Genomic DNA, 21,841 nt, shown 5'->3' on the forward strand with positions numbered 1-21,841 from the left:
ACCTACTCTCATTTCACTATTTCTGCAATATTAGAGGCTAACCCTCTTATGTCCATTTCATTCGCTTTTTCTATCAATGATAATTTACTCTTGACCGTCTCATCTACTGATACAAGCGCACCTGTCATAGAACCGACGATTGTAGCAATCGTATCGGTGTCATAGCCGATATTTACAGCATCGATCGTTGCTTGATAGGGCGTTTCTTTATTTAGAGCTACGATTCCATACGCACAGGGAACCGCTTCTGAAACATGAAGTCCACTTCCAACAACCTCATAAAGTTTCAACAACTTATCAATTTTTTCACCACTGCCATTCGCTATATCTAAAGCAAGCTGTATTCTTCGATAAACACTTGGTCCTGGAACATGCTTAGAATATTTTTTTCCTTGTTCTTCTCCGAGTTTTGCGCCTAATAAGCCAGCTTCAATCACACTATCCATTGTAGCACTTTCCTTCAATGATTCCGACACACTTAGAGCAACCGCACAAGCACCTGAGATCGACAATGAATTATCATGGGTGACTTTTGTAATTATAATAGCATCTTCTAAAGCCTTTTCATAGTCACCTGGGTGAAATAGTCCCGCCGGAGAAATCTTCATTGCGGAACCATTTGTAGCTTTAGAAGCATAATCTACTGTTACTGCCCCAGGAAGTGCTTTTATTTCCGATAAATTATTTTTGTACATTTCAATCGCACTTCTTGTTGTAGGTCCAGCAAAACGATTAAAATAATGTGGAATATCAGACCATTCAATAATACTTTTCTTTATAATATCTCGGTCAATCATTCCTTGGTTCTTAAGAATATTTTGACAGATTAAATATATTTGGGAAAAATCATCAGTGACTTCACCTGCCTTGTTTCCATATGCGAATGCTGTTTTACCAGGTTCAACTAGTTTTTCCAATGGTCCAGCAAATTTTAACCGAATTTCATCGAAAGGCAGATTTTCTGTCGCAGCCCCCATTGCGTCACCAATTGCTGCCATTGTTAAAGATCCTAAAATTCTCTCAATCATGTAATCAATTCTCCCATCCATTTTACTTATTCAAGTCCTTTGACCCCAAATACAAAAGTTAAGACAAGTCCACCAATAAACGATAGCAGTAAACCAACTAAGTATGCCCATAAGGTAGGTCCAGCAAATGCAGGGATCGTTGTCAGTCCCCCAAATACAAATGCATTCCCAATAACATCAAAAGCACCCATAAAAGCACCACCAATCGCTGCACCGATACATCCTGCCACTAATGGTGTCTTATACTTCACTCCAATACCATAGATTGCTGGTTCGACTATTCCAGATAGAAAAACAGAAGTAATAGCCGACACAGAAAAATTCTTTAAATCTTTATTCTTAGTCATAAGAAAAATAGCTAACGCAGCACCTGCCATCCCAAAATTTGCGTTGGCGCCATAAGCAATAAGAGCAGAAGTACCTGTCGCAGCAATTTCAGGAATAATGATCATCGTATTAGGTGCCCAATGAAATCCAAACATAATCAAAATATTCCAAATGCCTCCAATAATTGCTCCAGTAACAATGCTGTTTATCGCTGTTAGTCTCCCAACAACATCGGCAATAAATAGACTAGCATAATTTCCAATTGGTCCAATAACACCGGCTGCAATCGGCACTAATAAAAACAAAAGTATGGTCGGTATAACAACCATATGCAAACTTTGAGGAATTACTTTCTTTAGAAAGAACTCCATTTTTGATTGAAGCCAAACAAGAATAATTGATGGAATCACTTGTCCTGTATAGCTAAATAATCGAATCGGCATACCCATGAATTGGATGATTGTTCCTGGTTGATCATTCATCATCGCTACAAAATCTGGCATAATCAGCACCCCTAAAACAGCAATAGCGATATATGCACTGGTTTTGAATTTCTTAGCAGAAGTGATAGCTACTAGCAATGGGAAAAAATAAAATACAGATGTTGCAGCTAGAGTTAGCAAAGTATTCGTGTCACTCTCTACACTCAATATTCCCAGTTCATTTGCTAAGATAGTAAATCCTCTTAAAAGACCCGCACCAGCGAGAAGTGGCAATAACGGAGAAAAAATGCTGACTACTAACGAAACAAATCGGTTGATCAAACTTTCATTCCCTGTTTCTCCACTTTCCAATTCTGAATGATCACTCATATGTGCTCGTACTGCTTCATAAACTTCCCCTACATTTGTTCCTATAATAATTTGAAAACTTTTATCGTTGTCTACGATCCCTATGACTTCAGCTAAATTCTTGATTCCCTCAGCACCAACTTTACTTCTATCTTTGAATGTTGGTCTTAATCTTGTGGCACAATGAGTCAGACTAGAAATATTATCAGAACCACCCATCAACTCTAAAAGCATAATCCCCAATTCATCCATCTGTTTTCCTCCAAGAATTTTTTAAATGTTATGACGTCATATCATTAAAGACAATATATAACGCTTTCATAATTATGTCAACAACTATTTTATCAACGAAACAAACATAAAAATATAAATAAAAACTATCTATTTTATCTATATTTCTATTAATAGAAACCTTGTAATTTTTAACAAAAAAAAGAACATGAAGTGAGCGAAGCTCGCCATTCATGTTCTTTTAATAAAAAGCTCATTCTTATTGTAATTCAAAAAAGCAATTAGTCTTGGTTATTTCTGATTACGAAACCGCGTTTTTTGTCGTTGCTGCGGCGATTGTTTTTACGGGCACCATCTTTTGAATAGTTGCCGCGGGCTTTATTGCCGTTGCCGCCGCCACGGTTCCCGCCGTTTTCTTTGCGGTTACGATTGCCGTTGCTATTGTTGTTGCGACGACCATTTTTGTTGAATGATTTTTTCCCTTGAGGCAATGGACGCTCTGGTGTGATCTTCACTGGTGCTAAATCAGCAGGATCTTTTGCCATAGTTTTTAGAAGCAATGCTGCTAAATCTTGTGCAGAATAACGTTCTAATAGATCGTCGGCTGCTTGCAAGTATTTATCTAAGCCATTTTCATCCAATTTGGTTTCAACAGATTCGATTGCGGCACCTAATTGACCTTTGAACGCTTCTTTTTCGGTCGGTGGGCGCATTGGTGTCATCCGTTTTTTCGTTAAGTTTTCAATGACGTGCAGATAGCTCATTTCGTTTGGTGTAACGAAAGTCACAGACATTCCGCCTTTTCCAGCACGGCCAGTACGTCCGATCCGGTGAACATAGCTTTCAGGGTCTTGAGGGATATCGTAGTTGTAAACGTGTGTAACACCAGAGATATCTAATCCACGAGCTGCAACGTCTGTGGCAACTAAGATATCTAGTTGACCACTCTTGAATGAACGCAAAACGCTCATTCGTTTTTGTTGAGAAAGGTCTCCATGAATGCCTTCTGCTTTATAGCCGCGGGCTTCTAAGCCGCGCGCCAATTCATCGACACGACGTTTCGTACGACCGAAAACGATGGTCAATTCTGGCGTTTGCACATCCAATAAGCGAGTCATGATATCAAATTTTTCGTAGTCTTTTGAACGAACATAGTATTGATCGATCAAATCAGCGGTCATTTCTTTGGCTTTTATCTGTACATGTTCAGGCTCTTTCATGAATTTCACGCCAATGTTTTTGATTGCTGGCGGCATTGTTGCTGAAAATAGCAATGTTTGACGAACATCTGGTACTTGGCTGATGATTTTTTCAATATCTTCCAAGAAGCCCATGTTCAACATTTCATCCGCTTCATCTAATACAAGCGTTTCAACGGTGCCTAATTTCAAGGTGTGGCGGTTGATATGGTCTAACATACGACCTGGTGTACCAACTACGATGTGGGGACGATCTTTTAGTTGACGGATTTGACGGCCGATATCGGCTCCACCGTATACTGCTTGTACACGAATTTTTTTGTCTTTACCAAGACGGTACAATTCTTCTTGGGTTTGGATCGCTAATTCACGGGTTGGGGCAATCACTAATCCTTGTAGTTGATGGTTCGTTGGGTCAATTTTTTCTAACATTGGCAAACCAAATGCGGCGGTTTTACCAGTACCGGTCTGTGCTTGACCGATCACGTCTTTGCCTGCTAAGGCTAATGGAATCGTTGCTTCTTGGATGGGTGTTGCTTCTTCAAAGCCGGCACGCTCAACAGAAGTCAATAATTCGTTGGATAATTCTAGATCTTTAAATTTCAAATGGATCCTCCTAGGCTGGTCATCTTTTCGATGCCTGTTTTTCTATCATCGAAGCGTAGGTTAGTTCTTCAGAAACACAAGAGTAGTCCCATTTACTCTTATCTTTCTCTCGGTACCGAAAAACCGCTTCACGAAGGCATTATAAAAGGCTAAAACAAGTGTTGTTTGTCTCAGCCATCATTTTATCTCAAAACGTCAATGTTTTTTACAGTAATCATTCTGTGCTTCATCTTTCGGCGTTAGATAAGTATAACACGCTTTGAAAATTTCAGCAAGATTTCAACTCCCTTTTACATTCCTTTTAGTACATCAACGACTTCACTCAGGCCCATGCCATTGCTGCCTTTGATCACTAGGCTATCGGAAGGTTCTAAAGTTTCTATTAAGGAGGCGATCAGCTGTGGTTTTTCATCGATCGCAAAATAGCGCACCTTGTCAGCAAGGGCAGTGTTCGCTAGTCGTTTTTGCAATGCCTGCATTTCTTTGCCATAAAGGAAAACTAGCTGGAACGAGTCATCTAAGTGTGCGGCCATCTGCTCATGCATTTGTGGAGAATCTGGTCCTAATTCAAGCATATCTGCCAATACGGCGATCCGTCGTCCTGCTAAAGGCAATTTGCGGAAGCTATCCAATACCAGACCCATGGCCGTCGGATTGGCATTGTAAATATCGCTCAAAATCGCTGCCCCATTACCAGCAGTCACCCATTGGGTCCGATTTTTCGTCAATTGAAAATGCGCCAAGCCTTCCTTGATCGCTTCATCTGCTACACCAAAATGACGTCCTATCCCAATCGCGATCAAGGCATTTTTGACATTATAGCCGCCTAAGACCGGTAAGGTAAAGGTGGTACCTGCAACCGTAAAAATCGTCTGATCTTGCGATTCCTCCACGATGTCTCCTTGTAGATCTCCCTCAGTTAAGCCAAAAGTTTCAATGGTCTGCGTTAAATTGGGAACAAAGGGCTCTAACAATGGTTCATCAGCTGGCAGCATAAAGAAGCCGTCTTTTTTCAATCCTGCGGTGATCTCCATTTTGGCTTTGGCGATCCCTTCTCTGGACCCTAAGTTTTCAATGTGGGCTTCGCCAATCAACGTGATAGCGGCAGCATCAGGTTCTGCTAAGCGCGAAAGGACTTCGATTTCACCTGCATGATCCATTCCCATTTCTAAAATCAACACTTGGGTATCTTCTGGCGCATGCAAGATAGTCAAAGGCACGCCTAGTTCATTGTTGTGGTTGCCTTGGGTTTTATAGGTCTGGTACTTTTGGGCCATGACCGCTTCCACCATATCTTTGGTGGTCGTTTTCCCGTTACTTCCAGTAATACCGATGATTTTCGGTGCAAGCTTTTCTTTATACGCTCGTGCCAATTGTTGGAACGCTTTGACGGTATCCGTGACAGGAATCACAAGGATGTCTTGCGGCGGTTCGATCGTAGGGTGGCTCCACAGTGTGGCGATCGCACCATTGTCTTTGGCTTGTTGGGCAAATTCATGGCCGTCACGGGTCCCCGCTAAGGGAACAAAGAGACTGTTTTCTTTGATCAGACGGCTGTCGAATTCCACAGAGGCAAGTGGCGTTTCATTTTCAATTTGCTGACCAAATACGGCAGCGGCTTCTTTTACAGTAAAATTCATCAGGTTCGCTCCTTTTTCCTAAAAAAAGAAAGCACAAGATCGCTTCAAGTATTTTCCTTGAGTTGAGCTGGCTTTCTTCCTGCTATTTATTCTGCTTCGTTTTCTGTTGCTTCTACATTGGTCAAGAACGAACGTCTTTGATTGAAACGATTCATCCCTAATTGGATCAATTCTTCGATCAAATCCCCATAAGGCAAGCCGGTCTTCTCCCATAGCAGTGGGTACATGCTGAATTCAGTGAACCCTGGCATCGTGTTCAGCTCATTTAAAAAGAGCTCATTTTTATTGGTCAAAAAGAAATCACAACGGCTCAATCCGCTGCCGCCTAACATCGTATAAGCTTTTTTCGCAAACTCTTGAGCTTTGGCTTGTGTTTCTTCTGGAATTTGTGCAGGAATCTGCATCTCGATTCGGTTGTCAATGTATTTGGAATTGTAATCATAAAAGGCAACATCTTTTACGATTTCTCCCGGCATTGTGGTCCGAACGTCTTCGTTTCCAAGAACGGCTACTTCGATCTCACGGGCTTCGATTCCTTGTTCAACGATCGCTCGGGTATCGTAGCGATACGCTTCTTGTAGCGCATTTTGCAGTTCTTCACGGTTCTCGGCTTTCGAGATACCGACACTTGAGCCCATGTTGGCAGGTTTGACAAACATTGGATAAAGCAGACTGCCTTCACATTGATCGAAAATCTTTTTCGGATTTTCTTTCCACGCATTTTTCAAGACTGGTACATAGGGAACTTGCGGAATCCCCGCAGCTTGCAAGATATACTTGGTCATGATTTTGTCCATCCCACAGGCACTAGTCAAGACACCGGCTCCGACATAAGGCATTCCGATGGTTTCTAAAAACCCTTGGATCGTGCCGTCTTCACCATTTGGTCCGTGAAGTAAAGGAAAGACGATCGCGTCTTCTTCGTAGATTGCCCCAGGTGAAATTTCTTCCCCTTTGGTTTCTTCATTGGTCAATGCCAAAGTATCTGGAGACGTTGGCGCCTCAGTCAATAATGGGCCTTTTAACCAGCGTCCTTCTTTGGTGATCATTACTAATTGAACTTGGTAGTAATTATAATATACAGCATTAACAACTGAAAAAGCGGATAACAGTGATACCTCATGTTCTGCACTGCGTCCCCCGTATAATAAAATGATTTTCAAAAGAATTTCCTCCTGTATTCATTGATTCTACCAAACTAAGTCTTCCACATTTTAGCACAAAATCGACCAACCGGCATTAAATCTTGCAGAAATTTCTTTAAGCTTACACAGTCGTTAGTTGAATGTTTTTCATTTTGTCAGTACTATGAATATATCACGGCACGTTTAAAGAGGTGGGACCTATGACAGAACAAACCGCTCCTTCTAGAAAAGGACGATTAAAACAAATCGTTCAAGTCTTTTTGAAATACAAAGTCGTTCAAAATATCAGCAAACAGCAGCACCCCGAAATGGTGCGTCAAGCGTTTGAAGAATTAGGACCAACATTTATCAAAATCGGGCAGATGCTTTCGGTCCGCAATGATCTGCTTTCCAGCACCTTTGTCGATGAATTCAAGCAGCTGCAGGACAATGTCAAAAGTGATCCATTTCCCAAGGTCAAAGCACTGCTGGAAGCAGAACTGCAGCAACCGCTAACGGAAGTTTTTTCCGCTTTTGATGAAATTCCAGTCGCCTCAGCTTCCATCGGACAAGCTCATCGAGCAAACTTGCTCAGCGGCAAAGAAGTGATCGTCAAAGTACAGCATCCAGGGATCATTGCGGCAATTCAAGTGGATCTCGATCTTTTTGAAAAAGCCCTGCCGTTGGTTCGCGCAATTCCAGAAGCCAATGTGGTGGATTTAAAAAGCGTGCTAAGCGAAGTCCGACGATCACTTGCCAATGAAACGAATTTTTTGCAAGAGATGAAAAATGCACAGGAATTCTACCGCAACAATCACCAAGACCCGCAGTTGGCATTGCCAAAAGTTTATCCCGAATGGTGTACCCAAAAAGTATTAGTCATGGATTACATGGCAGGTGAAAGCTTGAATTGCTTACTGACCCGCAAAAATCAAGACATCGTTTATGACAATCAGTCCGTGAAAGCCGTGAAAAAACAAGTGGGGACGCTATTAGTCGAAAACTTTATGAAACAAGTCTTTGAAGATGGCTTCTTTCACGCTGATCCACATCCTGGCAATCTTTTCTTGCATGTCTTCACGGATCAAGCCAACCGCCCACAACCATTTCAAGTCAAGCAGCGCGTCGGTGTCCTCGGCGGGGTCGATTATTCGTTGAAATGGCAAGAAGAAGCTGTCATGCCGCCTTACCAAGTGATTTTCTTGGACTTTGGGATGATGGGTCATTTGGACCAGTCTTTACGCAGCCGTTTAGCCGATGCGTTGATTGCTCTTTATACCCAAGACACCCAAGAAGTCGGCAAAGCCGTCTTGCGGTTGTGCAACAGCAGCGGCAGTTCCTTTGACGAAGTCGCCTTCTACCAAGACCTGCAAAAATTTGTTGAAAACTACTATAATATGCCGCTAAAGGATATCGACTTGCAAAAAGTGATGGCGGAAGTCATCACGATCTGCCATGATAACCAACTGCAGATGCATCGAGACATCACCTTGCTGATCAAGGCTTTTGGTACCTTGGAAGGTGTGATCAAAGCCTTAGACCCCGAATTATCAATGATGGAAGTCACTCAGCCTTTTGCACAAAAATATTTCCTGCAGCAGCTGAGTATTGAAGACGAGGTGAAAAAAAGCGCCTTGGCAACCGCAAAAAGCTTGCGGGCACTTAGCCATCTTCCCGATCGGACCTTGGCTGTCTTAGACACTTTTGCGACTGGTAAACACCGATTGAATCTAGAGATCCGCGAACAAAAACAGCTATTGGACCGCTTTGATCAGATGGTCAATCGACTGGTGATCGGTATTATTCTAGCTGCGGTCATCCTTGGCTCTTCCTTATTGGTGGTCGCCAGCCCGCAACAAGGAGCCTTCGTCCATCAGATGGGGATCTTCGGATATACCTTAGCATTTTTCGCGATCGTGGCTTTAGTCAGCAAATACTTCTATGATCGTTTTCGCAAGAAATAAATAAGCACCTTCAATTCCCGTGGTTCATGCAGAAGCTGGGTCTTGAGGGTGCTTATTTTGCAAGGGTCTGTCGCAATTCGTTTTCAAAGATTCGTTTGAAGGCTTCCCGATCCTCTTTCGTAAAGGGCTTCGGTCCTTTTGTACGCTTGCCTGCTTTACGCATCTGCGCACCTAAGTAGCGTTGTCCAAGTAAAAAATCGATCGTTTCTGGCAAATACTCTGTGCCGTTATGGTGAAAAACCCGCGCTTTTTTCGGCAAGACCAAAGAGGCTAACCCATAATCTTGGGTAACGAGAAAATCACCCGGCTCTATTTCCTTCACGATTTCATAATCCGCACGATCCGAGCCTTTGTCGACATAGACAAAGTGAACATGGGCAGGATAATCTTTGGTCGTGTAATGATCGACACTGGTGACGATCACCACCGGCAGCTGATATTGCTGAGCCAGCTCGATCACTTCGTTTTTCACTGGCGATCCATCGCCGTCAATAAAAAGTCGCATCTCCACACTCCCCTCACAAGTTTCTTCGTTTACAATTACTTCTATTGTAAGAGGAGCAAGGCGAAGATGCAAGCAGACTTTACAGCCGTTTCCTTGAGGATGTATGTAAAGCCTCAAGAAGAGCAACTGCCTCCGCCCTAATAACTAGCAGCTACCCTAAGCAAAGCTTATCCTTCAACTTTAGCAAAGGCTCGCTCTTTTAGCTCATAAACGACATCGCAAGCCTTGGCTACTTCTTGCTCATGGGTCACTAAGATAATACATTTTTTTTGCTCATGAGCAATTTCTTGAAACAGTTTGACGATCTCTTTGGACGTCGTTTCATCCAAGTTTCCAGTCGGTTCATCCGCTACGATCAGCTCATGCTCACAGCACAATGCGCGAACGATCGCCACCCGCTGCTGCTGCCCACCCGATAATTGGGTCACTTTTTTCAGTGCCAGCTCTTCCGTGATGCCAACTTTGGCTAAGTTTGCTAAAGCGTAGGCCTTTTTATCGGCTTGCTGCGACTTCGCGATCGCCATCGCTGTCACCACATTGTCCAATGCCGACAGATAAGGCAATAGATTATAGGCTTGGAACACGATGGACACATCTTTGCGGCGGTACTCCCGCAGCCCGATTTTTGCTAACGTTTCTTCGTTGTAGAAAATCTTTCCTTCTTTCGGGGTATCTAGGCCTGTGATCAGCGACAGGAAGGTCGTTTTCCCCGATCCGCTGGAACCTAAGATCGCATACATCTTGCCAGGCTCGAAGGTCAAGTCAACGCCACGAAACAGGGCTTCTGCTTCGCTTTGATACCAATAGCCTAATTGTTCTGTTCGTAATGTCATGTCGTTCCTCCTAAGAAACCAAGATTTTTTTCGGGTTCAGCCGCAAAATGCCCGCCGACGAGAGTAAGATCGAGCCAAAGCTGATCCCTAGACCGAGTAATGCCAATAGACCAATTTGTTGAGGGGAAACGGTAATCTCTAAGGACTCCACTTCTGCTGATTGGGTGAAGGATGGGAAAGAACCGCCACGGTTGCCGCCCATTTGCGGCATTTCTCCGCCTCCAGGTCCAGCGTTTTCAGCAGCTGCCTGATCCGTCGTCGTTTCGGTTTGCTGTGCCAATAATTGCTCTCCGACGGCATTACCGACTAGATTACCGCTAGCGGCCGCGATCCCTAAAGCAAATACCATACAGACAAAAATCTCTGTGAAAAACTGTAGGATCACTTTGGCTCGTGACTCGCCTAAAGAGAGCAATACGCCAATCTCATAGCGACGTTCCCGAATCGACATCATCACGATCAACGTCAAAATAATGATACCGGCAGCAGCAACTAACACAATAATATTTTTGGCAAAGCTCGCGACATTATTCAACGGTGTCAGCATCGATTGATACATCTGATCATTGGTTTGGATGCTATAGGTTTCTGTATCGATCAATCCTTCTGCTTCTTCCACGAATGCCGTCATTTCAGACGGATCACTCAAGGTATAGGTTGCTGAATCAATGGTGTCCTCATTGCCGCTCAACGTATTGGCAAGGGTATAAGAGGCAATGAGCGTGTTGGCTGGGTTGAGAAAGTTAAACATTTGGCTCATGCTGTTGCCAACTTCACTCGTTTCATAGATTCCTTTGACCGTCACTTCTACTTCATTGTCCTCTGCATCAGTGATTGAAAACGTATCTCCGACCGCTAAATCATTCGCTTCAGCTAGTGAGGATTCAATCAAGACTTGGTTTGTGCCTTCGTCCTCAGAAGTAATTCCTTCTCCATCCGTGATCGTCGCTGTTCCTTCCGAAAAAGTCGTATACGCCGCACTGGTTGATAAGCCAGTGATTTGGAAATCACCTGTACTCATACTCCCACCAGGCATACCTCCTGGCATACCCCCCATTTGCCCCGACTCGCTGCTATCGGTTGCTTCTGACTCTGTCGAGGAGTCACTGCTAGAGATCGGTTCGATCCCGCTGACGGCATCAGCCGAGGTACTGACTTCAAAACTATATGAAGCAACCCCGTCTAAATCAGCGATTGCTTGGGCATCTGTGATCGCTACAGGTGTCGATTGAAAACTCCCTGGATCTGGACGTGTGCTCTGGTCATCGCTGTCAGATGAAGAACTTCTTTGCTGAAAAGCCTGCTCACGGTTGGCTTGCAACGTCACGGTTGCGCCGACACTTTTCTGAGCATTTTCAGTCGCTACTAGCGCTGCACTGCGAATCGTCAAACCCGCCAATACAAAAATCAAGATTGCAGAAAATACGGCGATCAGCAGCAGACTCCGGCCTTTTTTCGCCCATAAACTTTGGAGCCCTCGTTTCAAAAAATTCATCTTTGTTCCTCCTGAATGGCAAATTATTGTATTTCGACTATAAGAACCTTAGCTTAAATTGAACTTAAATCTTCCCCTGATTTTTCAAAACGTTGGAACAGACCGCAGCTGTCTTCTGCGATCTGCACGTTTTATTGATGACCCCCAGGGAATGATCGAGGAACCTTCAACTAACGGCCAAAGCCGCCGCCCATTTGATTGGTTGTCGCTGTCGCTCCTGATTGGGTCAAGTTGGCGATCGTTTCCGTGACGGGCAACGTTCCTAATTCCGTCCCATCACTAAGGGTCCCACCAGCATAATAACCAGAAACAGCTTGCGCATCATTCGTTCCCCCACTGACCAATGTATAGCTGCTATCCGTCAAATCTGGGCTAGAAAGAACCACATGTTAGTAGCTTTTACTTGGTGCATAGGACAAGATCGTCTGTCCTTGACTATCCTTTAAGGTCACAAGGGTCTCTGCTGCTTGGGTTTGTTCGAAACTGATCCCGATCGACTGTTGACTTCCCCCACTGACATTCATGGCCATATCGGTCGTACCAGCAGCTAACAAGACACCGCCAGTGATTTCAAACGTCCCGTTATAATCCAAAGCGCCATTGCCACCGGTCGTTGGACCATTTACGATGACGACTCCATCACTCATAGTGACATTGCCGTTACTGTCCAGGCCATCCCCTTCGGCATCGACCACCAACGTCCCACCAGTGATTGTGATTTGTTTGCTGTCATCTGCGGTATCGCCACCGACAGGACCGCCACCAAAGCTGTCTTGCCCAAATTGGCCAGTGGTTTCCTCTGTATCACTGCCGCCACCGGCATTGATCCCGTCATCGCTAGCCACGACGTGTGTCGTACCACCAGCAATCGTGATCACACTTGCTTCTAGTCCTTCATAGGATTCTTCGATAGCAATCGTCCCATCGGAGATCGTCAATTCATTGTCCGCATGTATGCCGTCGTCACCACTGTTGGCAGTGATCGTACCACCTGTGATGTTGATGGTATCGTTGGCATGCAGGCTATCATCTGCACTATCGATCGCAAAGGTACCGCTGCTGATGGTCATCACACCGCCAGCTTTCAATCCTTTGTAGCTTTCATCCGTCACTAGCGACTGACTTTGTGCCCCGTCAGCCGTTTTGATTGTGAGATCGGCTGATTGGATGCCTAAATTTGTTTCTGCTTGGATGCCATCACGCCCACTTTGGATCGTAAAGGTACCGCCATCGATCGCAACGTAGCCTTTTTCCGCATCTTCCGAATTATTCGCTTGGATGCCATCTCCTTCAGTGGTGTTCAGTGTGTAGTTCCCTGCCAAGATCGACACGGAATCTTTTCCTTTGATGGCATTGTTTTTCGCTGTGATCTCAATCGTGCCACCAGCTAAAACCAAATCATCTTTGCTGCGCAGCCCGTTGCTGTAATTTCCTGTGATCACCAACGTTCCATCACCGTTGATGGACAAATCTTCTTTACTATAAAAAGCGGCATCTGGTTCCGTCTCACCTTCCGCCAAGGTGTAGCTGCTGCCATCTATCAGAGTATTTGTCGTATCACTGGCTAAGGTCGTGATGACTTTTTCTGCTTGTTCGATGACGACTGCCGCCCCGTCTTCATTGGTGATCGTGACACCCGCAAAGATCAGATGGACTTTTTCTTCTTTATTGACGTTGACAACCAGTTGACCATTACTTAAGGAACCGCTGACGACATAGGTACCAGCTTGCGTGATCGTCACCGTTTGGTCTTCCACTGCAACGCCATCAACAGCCGTCGTATCGCCGTCATTCAATTCAAGTTGCGTGGCGGTCGCCTCATCGTAGGAGGCATCCACGTCTTCTTCTTCGTAACTGCCATAATAGTCCGTAGCATCATCAAGAGTCGTTGCAACGTTGGTCACTGCGGCAGAACCTGAAACAGCCGCTGCAGAACTGGAGCTGCTGCTCGTGCTACTACTATCGGTTTGCCCACAAGCGCCTAGGAGCAGCGATGAGAGTAAGAGCGGATAAATGAGTTTTTTCATAAGAGGTTCCTCCTTCTACAGCTCATCGCGGTTAGCGGTGAGCTTGCCTAAAACAACGGGTAAATTGCCATTACGAACCCGAACTTCATCAATGATTTGTTTTTCTTGCGCTTGGTCTTTTAACAGCAACTGATAACGCAACTCATATAAGCTCCCCATCGTGGTCGTTCGAACCGATGTCAGTTTGGCAGAATGCGTATATTTTTCAAAGAGATCATCGAATAGTTGCGGATAATCCAAATCTTCTGGAATCGTGACTTTCAGTTCTCGTTCACTCGTGGCTTGTCGATCGCCAAAGGGTACCGTGTATAAAAGGGTCAAGAAAAGCGCCACGATGATGGAAAAAATCACGACATAGCCGACGTAGCCCATCCCAGTTGCCAGACCGATCCCCATCGACCAAAAGACGCTGGTGATCTCTCTAGACCCTCCTGGAACCGAGCGGAAACGAATCAAACTGAAGGCGCCTAAGATCGCCACACCTGTGCCAAGATTGCCGTTGACTAGCATGATCACGGATTGAACGAGGATCGGTAAGACCGCCAAGGTAATAACGAAGTTTTTTGTGTAGACATTGCGGATCATATGGATCGCAGCTACCAATATTCCTAAAAGCAATGAGGCGGCGATACAGATCAATAAGCTACGCCATTCCAAGGTGCTCGTATCGCCAGAAAACAGACTAGATAACATGTAACCATTCCTCCTTCTTGAACAAATGCCGTTGATACGTTTGGGCATATTTTGAAAAGCTACCTTTGCGCACGCTGTATTTGTTCAACAGCTCCACAAACCATAATGGATAAGCGCCGAGGGCTTTCACTTCCATCAACACCCCGATTTCAGGTGCTACCAGCGCTCCCTCACTGCCAGAACCGAACATAAGATCATAGGTGCGAAAGCGAATGTTTTGGTCGAATGTCACGCGAAATTCACTATCATCATCAATAAACAGCGACAAGCGATCATAGGCAATCAACACTTTCGGCAGCAAGTCTGGGTTTTGCTTAAATAGCCAGTGAATCTCTGCAGCGATTTGCGGTGCTTCTGCCATTGACGGCAAGACCCCTGTTTGCAACCAGCGACAATAGTCAGCATAGGGCAGCGGGATTCGGCGTTTGTAGACCACGCCATTGACTTTCTTTTTGATCTCTAAAAAAATCAACTGCTGCTCTGTCGGTATGCCATAGCTGCGGACCCGAAATTTTTCTTTGTATTTCGGTTTGTCCATCGAATGACGAATAAAGCGGTAATCGTGGGTATCGTAATACAAGGACATAATCGTGTGCTGCCCATATTCATCGATCGCCATTCTTTGCTGAAGCTCAGCAAGAAATGCAGGAAATTGCTCCTTGGCTATTAAATATTTTGTCTCTTTTCTTTGAAAGACTTTTTTCAATTTCATAAAAATGTTCCTCCCTTGAAATCCATGCACTGAATTTACGGCAGCTATCTTAAATGCAGCTTAAGGCAAAACAGTTTTTTAAGCATTTTTTATGCTATTCGTGCTATTCTTATCCTTAAAGAGGTGGGAACATGATTAAACTATTAGTGATCGAAGATGACAAAACATTATCTGATAATATGAAAGAAATCGTCAGCGAGATCGGTGACGTCACACAAGCCTATGATGGCAGCGAAGGCTTATACGAGGCAGAAACGGGGATCTATGATTTGATTATTCTCGACTTGATGATGCCAGAGATGAACGGTTATGAGGTGCTTTCTACCCTAAGAAAAAAAGGACTCCAAACACCCGTCCTGATTTTAACAGCCAAAGACGGCTTAGAAGACAAAGTGACTGGTTTTCAAAAAGGGGCAGATGATTATTTGACCAAGCCTTTTTATCGGGAAGAATTATTGATGCGGATCAAAGCGTTGCTAAAACGCTCCTTAGGTTTGTTCAATGAAAATACACTGGAATATAACGGATTGCTGTGCAACCTTGGCACCAATGAGGTCAGTTACCAAGGGCAGCTTTTGCCGATCCAAGGGAAAGAATTTGAGCTGCTGCTTTATTTTCTACAAAATAGAAACATTATTTTGACTAAGGAACAGATTTTTGATCGCATCTGGGGATTTGATTCAGAAACGACCTTGACTGTCGTCGAAGTCTATATGAGCAATCTGCGGAAACACTTGCGCCAGACAGGGATCGACAAAGAGATCCGTACGTTGCGAAATGTCGGCTATATTATGCAAGGAGCCTAGTCTATGAATAAAGAACGCTCTAAGAGACAACGGCTGCACTCCTTTCTCCTAAATGTCAGTGCCTTTGCGTTGGTTTTCTTACTTTTAGGAACCATCGTCCTCCAATTGTTCAACCAATCGGCTTATCGGCAAACCGACATTTCTTTGGAACAAGCAGTCAAAGATACCCGCTTGATCCAAGCAGAGATCAGCGCTTCGCAATCCAATCTAGAGGTATTGCCACCAGATAGTGCCATGCCAAAGATCCCTGGGACCAATCGCTTCAATACCCAGTTGATTCTCTGGTCTGAAGACGGTGAGATATTAAACAAGCAGACCTTGGGCGGCCGCTTTTCACAACTGGCAAGTTTATCTTTAGATACAAGCCACTTAGACAGTATCACATCTTTTTCAGTGGTGGATCAGTCCTTGTCAGAGGAAGAAGAGACCCTTTTGTTTCGTTCGATCACCACCAAAGCACCAACAAATGATGCTGGTGTCGGCTATATCCAAGTCTTGGCGAACACTAACCAAATCAAAAATGCGATGAACAATTTCCAAACGATTTTGATTTTATCGATGATCTTTTTCTGGATTCTTTCGATCGGGATCAGCTATTTGCTTTCCAGCTTGAACATGCGCCCCATTTTAGCCTCCTGGAAAAAACAGCAGGAATTTGTCGAAAATGCATCCCATGAGCTGCGCACACCATTGACGATCATTCAAAACAGTCTGGAACGCCTGTTTACCAAGCCCAATCATACGATCATTGAAGAATCTGAAAGCATCGCCCAAGCGTTAGCGGAAACTCGGCGACTGACTGGATTAACGGCGGATTTGCTGACGATCGCCCGCAGTGATTCCAATCAATTGCTTTTGACAAAAGAAACCATCGAGCTAGCTCCTTTTATCGATGACTTAGTCAAACCTTTCAAAGAAATTGCCGAATTGGATCAAAAACACTTTGTTGTCGAAAACTTTGCCAAAACGACCGCTTGCTTTGACCAAAAGAAAATCCATCAAGTCCTCGTGATCCTCCTAGATAATGCCTTAAAATATACCAGCAGTGGTGATAAAATCACCCTCTTATCGGAGATTTCTAACAAGCAATGGCTGATCGAGGTCAAAAACACAGGACCAGCCATTTCCGATGAAGAAAAAGCCCATATCTTTGACCGCTTCTACCGCGAGGATCGTTCCCGCTCCAAAGAGACCGGCGGCTATGGTTTAGGCTTAGCGATCGCCAAGCAAATCGTTGAAGAGCACAAGGGACAAATCCAGGTCAAAGATTTGCAGCCACGAGGGGTTATTTTTCAAATTCGTTTACCTAAAGAAGGATAAAGGAGAAAAACAAATGCAGGTCATCACCCTTAAAGAACACCCTGACTACTTAGCAGAAGCCATTCGTTACTTCCAAAAACAGTGGGCTGGTCCCGACTCCCTCATGGTTTATGAGGATAGCCTGACCCATAGTTTTTCAGCAAATCCTTTGCCGCAATGGCTGCTGCTGGTCAACGAAGAAATCGCAGCAGACGGACGTTATCAAATCATCGGCTGCGGTGGCTTGATCCCCAACGACTTCATCAGTCGGATGGATTTAACCCCTTGGCTTTGCGCCTTGTATGTGGACCCTTTGTGGCGTGGCCAAGGCGGTGCCCGCCTTTTGATCGAAACAGCCAAGCAACGTGCTGCTGGAGCTGGTTTTGATTCTCTGTATCTATGTACGGATCTTTCTACTTTTTATGAGAAATTTGCTTTTGAACCGATCGGAACAGGCTACCATCCTTGGGGAGAGTCTTCCACCATCTATCGCTGTTCTCTCACCTAAATGAACAAAAAAAAAGCTGTGAACAAAAATGTTCACAGCTTTCTTCACTCACAGTACTATTGCTAGTAGAATACCCTATCTCCACAAAAGGAATATTCCGACACCCTACAAATCCGGTAGGTTGCTTACGCGGTGTGCCTCTGCTATCAATCTGGTCAGCTAATGCTAGACCTTCTCGACTCGTCGCATGAGGATTACTTTACCATAAAACTAGTCGGAATACTACTGTTTTTTATAAAATTAAAACTGCTGATAAGCATTTCTCAAGAAAGAGTGCCTATCAGCAGTTTTTCATGAATCAATTGTTACTTTTCAAATAGAAACATTCCAATTGATGGATAAAAAAACTTAGGATAAGAAGGTCGCTACTTTGGTCGTAATCAAATCGATGGCTACGTGGTTTTCGCCGCCTTCTGGTACGATGACATCGGCATACCGTTTGGTCGGTTCGATGAATTGATGATACATCGGTTTTACCACCGTCAAGTATTGTTCGATCACAGAATCCAATGTCCGGCCACGTTCTTCCATGTCACGTTTGATTCGGCGAATGATTCGAATATCATCGTCTGTATCAACATAAAGTTTAATATCCATTAAATTACGCAATCGCTCATCTTCTAGAATCAAGATCCCTTCCAAGATAATGACTTCTTTGGGTTCTTGAATGATCGTTGCTTCGCTGCGGGTATGCGCGACATAATCATAGACGGGTTTTTCGATCGTTTGATATGCAAGCAGCTGTTGCAAGTGATCGATCAACAAATCAGTATCAAATGCAAAAGGATGGTCATAGTTGGTGTTCAACCGTTCTTCAAAGCTCAGATCACTTTGGTCTTTATAGTAGGAGTCTTGTTCAAGCATCATAATAGAATGATTGGGGAAATGATTAAAGATCGCCCGACTCACGCTTGTTTTTCCACTACCTGATCCACCTGTCACACCAATAATAATGGGCTTGCCATTCGTCATTCAATTAACCTCTTTCATCTTAAAAAATTCACACTGGTTCTATTATAGCGAAAATTCGGCAAATTACTACTGTTTCTGTAGAATCAGTGCTGCAATAAAGGAAGTAATTGCTGCAAACGTTCGATCTCATAAGTAGGCTGAATCTCACCACTGTTTTTTTTCTTTGGATTGAACCAAATCGTATCGATCCCTGCCAGTTGTCCGCCTAAGATATCTGAAGTCAGTGAATCGCCAATGATGACTGTTTCTTGTTTTTTAACGTTTGGTATGCGAGCAAACACATAGTCAAAATATTCTTTCATTGGTTTTTGATACCCTGTATCTTCTGAAACAAAAATATCACGGAAATACGGCTTTAATTTGGCATCTTCCAAGCGGCGATATTGGGTTTCAGAAACCCCGTTCGTCACCACGTATAGGTCAAAATGCTGCGCCAACTCCGCTAAGATCTCATCACTGTTGTCTAACAGTTTATGTCCTTCATTTAGAAATTCCCGATAGGCCAATTCAACTGATGGACTATCGACCTGAATGCCTTGCGTTTCAAAAAACAAACCGAAACGCTCATTGATGACTTGGTCTCTCGTGATTTTCCCTTGCTCAAACTGCTGCCACAAATCATGATTGATCGTTTGATAGCTTTGTTTGCGCTCTGGGGTCATTTCCAAGCCATGAGCTTCAAATAGTGCTTTTAAGGCTTGATCTTCGGTATCTTGAAAATCGAGGATCGTGTCATCGACATCAAATAATAATGTTTTATACTTCATTTTCTCCCTCTTTCTCAGCGGAAATGCGCCGCCAGTCCTTTTAATTCTTCTTGCGTCAGCGAGCGATAACTCCCCACTGCTAAATCATCTGGTAGAACCAGCGAACCCATCGCTGTTCGTTTCAGCTGAATGACTTTTTTCCCTCGGGCTAAAAACATCTTTTTCACTTGATGGAACTTGCCTTCAGCAATTTCTAACGAAACAAAGGAACGAGCCGCTCGGGCATCGATGATCGTTAGGGCAGCTGGTTTGCAAGTGACACCACCATGAAAGGTGATCCTTGTGGCAAATGCCGCCACATCTTCAGGAGTCACCAAGTCATTGACCACCACTTCATATCGCTTGGTCACCTTTTTCGTAGGATGCAGCAAGTCATAGCCTAACTGACCATTCGTCGTAACTAATACCAACCCTTCCGTGTCCCGATCCAATCGACCGACGGCATAAAGATCTGGGTGCTGGTCCTTTGGTGCAATCAAATCGATCACTGTCTGGTGCTGTTGATCAACATTCGCTGTAACGACACCATTGGGCTTGTTGACGATATAATAGCGTTCCTGCGTCTCCAACTGACGACCCGCAACCATGATTTGATGGATGGCGCTATCGACATTGCGCTCAGGTCGCCCTTCAATCCTTTGATCCACGAGGACTTTTCCTTGCTGAAACAACCGTTTCATCTCTTTACGAGAAGTATTCAATTGTTGCTCGATCACTTTATCTAAACGCATAAATTTTTCTCCATAGTGGCTATTATAGCTCAGGATCTAGCGAAAGGAAACTGCCAGGATTTCAAATGATTTGACTTTCTTTGTCTTTTTGCGTAAGGTTAAAGAGTAAAGTAAATATAGTTTCTCATACACAGCGTTATGACCTGGTGGAGAAAAGTTGAACCAAAACTTTCTGGGGCAGTTGTGTACACAACTGCCCTTTTGCGTGTTTTCACTCACGTACCACTTAATGTGCAGAGTTAACAAAATTTGCTTAAAAAATCTCGTTATTAACGAGAAAATTTTAGGAGGAATTGAGTTATGTCAGTATCATTAGAAGTTACGAAAAGAGAAGTTCGCCCACGTTCTTTACGGAACAAGTTGCGCCACGAAGGAAAAGTACCTGCAATTGTCAATGGGTACAAAGTAGAAAGCACACCGATTGCTGTCAATGCAGCAGAATTAGAAAAAATCTTGCGTGAAAATGGATTGAATACCGTAATCACGATCAGTTTAGAAGGCAAAAAAGTCAATACACTGATCAAAGAGTATCAATCAGATACCTTCACACGCAATTTAACCCACGTTGAATTCCTATCTGTCGATATGAATGAAGAAACAGAAGTAGAAGCAGAAGTAACCTTAATTGGCGAATCTGCTGGTGTCAAAGCTGGTGGTGTTCTAGCACAAAACTTGTATACAGTCGTTGTATCAGCAACACCAGACAAATTGCCTGAACGTGTTGAGATCGATGTAACGTCATTAGAGATCGGCGATTCATTAACAGTGGCTGATCTGCCTAAGAACGACGAGTACACGATCGTGACCGATCCAGAAGAACAAATCGTTGCGGTTACTGAACCACAAGAAATCACTGAAGATGAAGAAGCTGGCGAAGCTGCTGAACCAGCAGTTATCGGTGAAGACGAAGAATAATCATAGAACATCGTTCTTAAGATCGCGTCTTCAATCAACAGACACTTCTAAGAAATGCAAGACTCTTGAAGGGCTTTTCCTTTAAGAGTCTTTTTCATTCTTACGAAGGGCTGGTGAGCTGCAACTGACTATTTTCCACTAAAAGACGTCATGGGAAAGCTTGGTCCAGCCAACCCATCAAATTTTTAAGAAAATAGTTAAAATGCGTCGCTGACCAAAAAGAAAAGCAGAAGTAGTTGCATTTTTGACGGTTCTTCATTATGATAAATAGACAAATTTGATGTTATTGGCAAGCCTACTTGAAGGAGGGGTTTTTATGTTTGAAACATTTGATGATCACCGCAGCCGCTACGCTTCTGGCGGGATTGTTCAAACACTGCCTGGCGAACTGATCGATAGTATTTGGTTAATCATCGATCTCGATTTAAAAGGGTTTATTCCGTTGACAAATCTGCTCACCTTTGAAGTCCAAAACAATCACGGTCGTGTCACACTGCTTTTTTCTCAAGCACAAAGTCAAATCGAACTCGGCGTTGATCTGCCTTACCGTTATTCCGACCTCTATCCCCAAAAAGTCTATGTGTATGACGATGGGCAGCGGCAAACGATTTTATTGCCTAGCGAGACTCGTTAACAGCGCTTCGTGTTTCTCTTTTTATAACGTTACT

Annotated in this window: 19 protein-coding genes and 1 pseudogene; 6 read left to right on the forward strand and 14 right to left on the reverse strand. The window is 43.9% G+C overall.

The annotated features are described in order from the left end of the window. Positions 1 to 8: 8 nt before the first annotated feature. The 5 genes from IGI77_RS15380 to IGI77_RS15400 form a co-directional block, all read right to left on the reverse strand. On the reverse strand, positions 9 to 1,028 hold the full coding sequence (locus IGI77_RS15380; RefSeq protein ID WP_413129435.1) for an ADP-ribosylglycohydrolase family protein: 1,020 nt from the start codon (positions 1,026 to 1,028) through the stop codon (positions 9 to 11). A 26-nt stretch (positions 1,029 to 1,054) separates the two neighbouring features. Beyond that, positions 1,055 to 2,398 (reverse strand): PTS transporter subunit EIIC, encoded by a 1,344-nt coding sequence (locus IGI77_RS15385; protein WP_438770311.1) that lies wholly within the window; start codon positions 2,396 to 2,398, stop codon positions 1,055 to 1,057. A 260-nt stretch (positions 2,399 to 2,658) separates the two neighbouring features. Beyond that, the gene (gene cshA, locus IGI77_RS15390; protein WP_284590738.1) at positions 2,659 to 4,182 is read right to left on the reverse strand and encodes a degradosome RNA helicase CshA; all 1,524 of its coding nucleotides are present in this window, start codon (positions 4,180 to 4,182) and stop codon (positions 2,659 to 2,661) included. Positions 4,183 to 4,472: 290 nt separating this feature from the next. Beyond that, positions 4,473 to 5,822, reverse strand: coding sequence for a UDP-N-acetylmuramoyl-tripeptide--D-alanyl-D-alanine ligase (locus IGI77_RS15395; protein WP_438770312.1), 1,350 nt, complete (start codon positions 5,820 to 5,822; stop codon positions 4,473 to 4,475). A gap of 86 nt (positions 5,823 to 5,908) precedes the next feature. Continuing rightward, positions 5,909 to 6,985, reverse strand: coding sequence for a D-alanine--D-alanine ligase (locus IGI77_RS15400; protein WP_096741775.1), 1,077 nt, complete (start codon positions 6,983 to 6,985; stop codon positions 5,909 to 5,911). A gap of 182 nt (positions 6,986 to 7,167) precedes the next feature. Between IGI77_RS15400 and IGI77_RS15405 the strand changes: the two genes are divergently transcribed. Next, the gene (locus tag IGI77_RS15405; protein ID WP_015510427.1) at positions 7,168 to 8,910 is read left to right on the forward strand and encodes an ABC1 kinase family protein; all 1,743 of its coding nucleotides are present in this window, start codon (positions 7,168 to 7,170) and stop codon (positions 8,908 to 8,910) included. A gap of 52 nt (positions 8,911 to 8,962) precedes the next feature. Here the strand turns inward: IGI77_RS15405 and IGI77_RS15410 are convergent, their stop codons facing one another. The 6 genes and pseudogenes from IGI77_RS15410 to IGI77_RS15435 form a co-directional block, all read right to left on the reverse strand. Further along, positions 8,963 to 9,415, reverse strand: coding sequence for a YaiI/YqxD family protein (locus IGI77_RS15410; protein ID WP_015510428.1), 453 nt, complete (start codon positions 9,413 to 9,415; stop codon positions 8,963 to 8,965). Between the two features lie 167 nt (positions 9,416 to 9,582). After that, on the reverse strand, positions 9,583 to 10,248 hold the full coding sequence (locus IGI77_RS15415; protein WP_121260673.1) for an ABC transporter ATP-binding protein: 666 nt from the start codon (positions 10,246 to 10,248) through the stop codon (positions 9,583 to 9,585). A gap of 10 nt (positions 10,249 to 10,258) precedes the next feature. Continuing rightward, positions 10,259 to 11,743 carry an ABC transporter permease gene (locus IGI77_RS15420; protein WP_438770313.1) on the reverse strand — a complete coding sequence of 495 codons (1,485 nt, stop codon included), beginning with the start codon at positions 11,741 to 11,743 and terminating at the stop codon, positions 10,259 to 10,261. A 170-nt stretch (positions 11,744 to 11,913) separates the two neighbouring features. Next, positions 11,914 to 13,770, reverse strand: a pseudogene (locus tag IGI77_RS15425) (carbohydrate-binding domain-containing protein). Between the two features lie 15 nt (positions 13,771 to 13,785). Next, the gene (locus tag IGI77_RS15430; protein ID WP_005227945.1) at positions 13,786 to 14,463 is read right to left on the reverse strand and encodes a DUF4956 domain-containing protein; all 678 of its coding nucleotides are present in this window, start codon (positions 14,461 to 14,463) and stop codon (positions 13,786 to 13,788) included. Further along, positions 14,453 to 15,175 carry a polyphosphate polymerase domain-containing protein gene (locus IGI77_RS15435; protein WP_121260667.1) on the reverse strand — a complete coding sequence of 241 codons (723 nt, stop codon included), beginning with the start codon at positions 15,173 to 15,175 and terminating at the stop codon, positions 14,453 to 14,455. The genes IGI77_RS15430 and IGI77_RS15435 overlap by 11 nt, the downstream gene beginning before the upstream one ends. 131 nt (positions 15,176 to 15,306) lie before the next feature. Here IGI77_RS15435 and IGI77_RS15440 point away from each other — a divergent pair, with 131 nt between their 5' ends. Genes IGI77_RS15440 through IGI77_RS15450 form a run of 3 tightly spaced genes read left to right on the forward strand, consistent with a single transcriptional unit; the run spans position 15,307 to position 17,788 of the window. Next, positions 15,307 to 15,981: a response regulator transcription factor gene (locus tag IGI77_RS15440; protein WP_438770314.1), complete on the forward strand. Its 675-nt coding sequence runs from the start codon at positions 15,307 to 15,309 to the stop codon at positions 15,979 to 15,981. A 3-nt stretch (positions 15,982 to 15,984) separates the two neighbouring features. Next, entirely contained in the window at positions 15,985 to 17,301 is a 1,317-nt protein-coding gene (locus IGI77_RS15445) for a sensor histidine kinase (RefSeq protein WP_438770315.1), read from the forward strand. Between the two features lie 13 nt (positions 17,302 to 17,314). Next, complete coding sequence (locus IGI77_RS15450) at positions 17,315 to 17,788, forward strand: GNAT family N-acetyltransferase (RefSeq protein ID WP_005227930.1); 474 nt, start codon at positions 17,315 to 17,317, stop codon at positions 17,786 to 17,788. Positions 17,789 to 18,136: 348 nt separating this feature from the next. On the opposite strand, the gene udk is transcribed toward IGI77_RS15450, so the two are convergent. From udk to IGI77_RS15465, 3 genes are all read right to left on the reverse strand, one after another. Then, complete coding sequence (udk, locus tag IGI77_RS15455) at positions 18,137 to 18,760, reverse strand: uridine kinase (protein ID WP_005227927.1); 624 nt, start codon at positions 18,758 to 18,760, stop codon at positions 18,137 to 18,139. A gap of 83 nt (positions 18,761 to 18,843) precedes the next feature. Then, positions 18,844 to 19,527 (reverse strand): YjjG family noncanonical pyrimidine nucleotidase, encoded by a 684-nt coding sequence (locus IGI77_RS15460; protein WP_438770316.1) that lies wholly within the window; start codon positions 19,525 to 19,527, stop codon positions 18,844 to 18,846. A gap of 14 nt (positions 19,528 to 19,541) precedes the next feature. Next, a complete protein-coding gene (locus IGI77_RS15465) occupies positions 19,542 to 20,258 on the reverse strand; it encodes a 16S rRNA pseudouridine(516) synthase (protein WP_438770317.1) in 717 nt (238 codons plus the stop codon). 300 nt (positions 20,259 to 20,558) lie between these two features. Here IGI77_RS15465 and IGI77_RS15470 point away from each other — a divergent pair, with 300 nt between their 5' ends. Together IGI77_RS15470 and IGI77_RS15475 are read left to right on the forward strand one after the other, a co-directional pair. Then, a complete protein-coding gene (locus IGI77_RS15470) occupies positions 20,559 to 21,173 on the forward strand; it encodes a 50S ribosomal protein L25/general stress protein Ctc (protein ID WP_015510436.1) in 615 nt (204 codons plus the stop codon). Between the two features lie 316 nt (positions 21,174 to 21,489). Then, positions 21,490 to 21,807 (forward strand): DUF960 domain-containing protein, encoded by a 318-nt coding sequence (locus IGI77_RS15475; protein WP_005227922.1) that lies wholly within the window; start codon positions 21,490 to 21,492, stop codon positions 21,805 to 21,807. Positions 21,808 to 21,841: the final 34 nt, after the last annotated feature.

Source organism: Enterococcus sp. DIV0213h (assembly GCF_051711285.1).
GTDB lineage: Bacteria > Bacillota > Bacilli > Lactobacillales > Enterococcaceae > Enterococcus_D > Enterococcus_D casseliflavus.

Bases quoted from the DNA above. Each gene is read 5' to 3' on its own strand.
- IGI77_RS15450 (WP_005227930.1), top strand. From the start codon at position 17,315: ATGCAGGTCATCACCCTTAAAGAACACCCTGACTACTTAGCAGAAGCC.
- IGI77_RS15470 (WP_015510436.1), top strand. From the start codon at position 20,559: ATGTCAGTATCATTAGAAGTTACGAAAAGAGAAGTTCGCCCACGTTCT.
- udk (WP_005227927.1), bottom strand. From the start codon at position 18,760: ATGACGAATGGCAAGCCCATTATTATTGGTGTGACAGGTGGATCAGGT.
- IGI77_RS15445 (WP_438770315.1), top strand. From the start codon at position 15,985: ATGAATAAAGAACGCTCTAAGAGACAACGGCTGCACTCCTTTCTCCTA.
- IGI77_RS15385 (WP_438770311.1), bottom strand. From the start codon at position 2,398: ATGGATGAATTGGGGATTATGCTTTTAGAGTTGATGGGTGGTTCTGAT.
- IGI77_RS15395 (WP_438770312.1), bottom strand. From the start codon at position 5,822: ATGAATTTTACTGTAAAAGAAGCCGCTGCCGTATTTGGTCAGCAAATT.
- IGI77_RS15405 (WP_015510427.1), top strand. From the start codon at position 7,168: ATGACAGAACAAACCGCTCCTTCTAGAAAAGGACGATTAAAACAAATC.
- IGI77_RS15440 (WP_438770314.1), top strand. From the start codon at position 15,307: ATGATTAAACTATTAGTGATCGAAGATGACAAAACATTATCTGATAAT.
- IGI77_RS15380 (WP_413129435.1), bottom strand. From the start codon at position 1,028: ATGATTGAGAGAATTTTAGGATCTTTAACAATGGCAGCAATTGGTGAC.
- IGI77_RS15475 (WP_005227922.1), top strand. From the start codon at position 21,490: ATGTTTGAAACATTTGATGATCACCGCAGCCGCTACGCTTCTGGCGGG.
- IGI77_RS15430 (WP_005227945.1), bottom strand. From the start codon at position 14,463: ATGTTATCTAGTCTGTTTTCTGGCGATACGAGCACCTTGGAATGGCGT.
- IGI77_RS15435 (WP_121260667.1), bottom strand. From the start codon at position 15,175: ATGAAATTGAAAAAAGTCTTTCAAAGAAAAGAGACAAAATATTTAATA.
- IGI77_RS15415 (WP_121260673.1), bottom strand. From the start codon at position 10,248: ATGACATTACGAACAGAACAATTAGGCTATTGGTATCAAAGCGAAGCA.
- IGI77_RS15465 (WP_438770317.1), bottom strand. From the start codon at position 20,258: ATGCGTTTAGATAAAGTGATCGAGCAACAATTGAATACTTCTCGTAAA.
- IGI77_RS15460 (WP_438770316.1), bottom strand. From the start codon at position 19,527: ATGAAGTATAAAACATTATTATTTGATGTCGATGACACGATCCTCGAT.
- IGI77_RS15420 (WP_438770313.1), bottom strand. From the start codon at position 11,743: ATGAATTTTTTGAAACGAGGGCTCCAAAGTTTATGGGCGAAAAAAGGC.
- IGI77_RS15410 (WP_015510428.1), bottom strand. From the start codon at position 9,415: ATGCGACTTTTTATTGACGGCGATGGATCGCCAGTGAAAAACGAAGTG.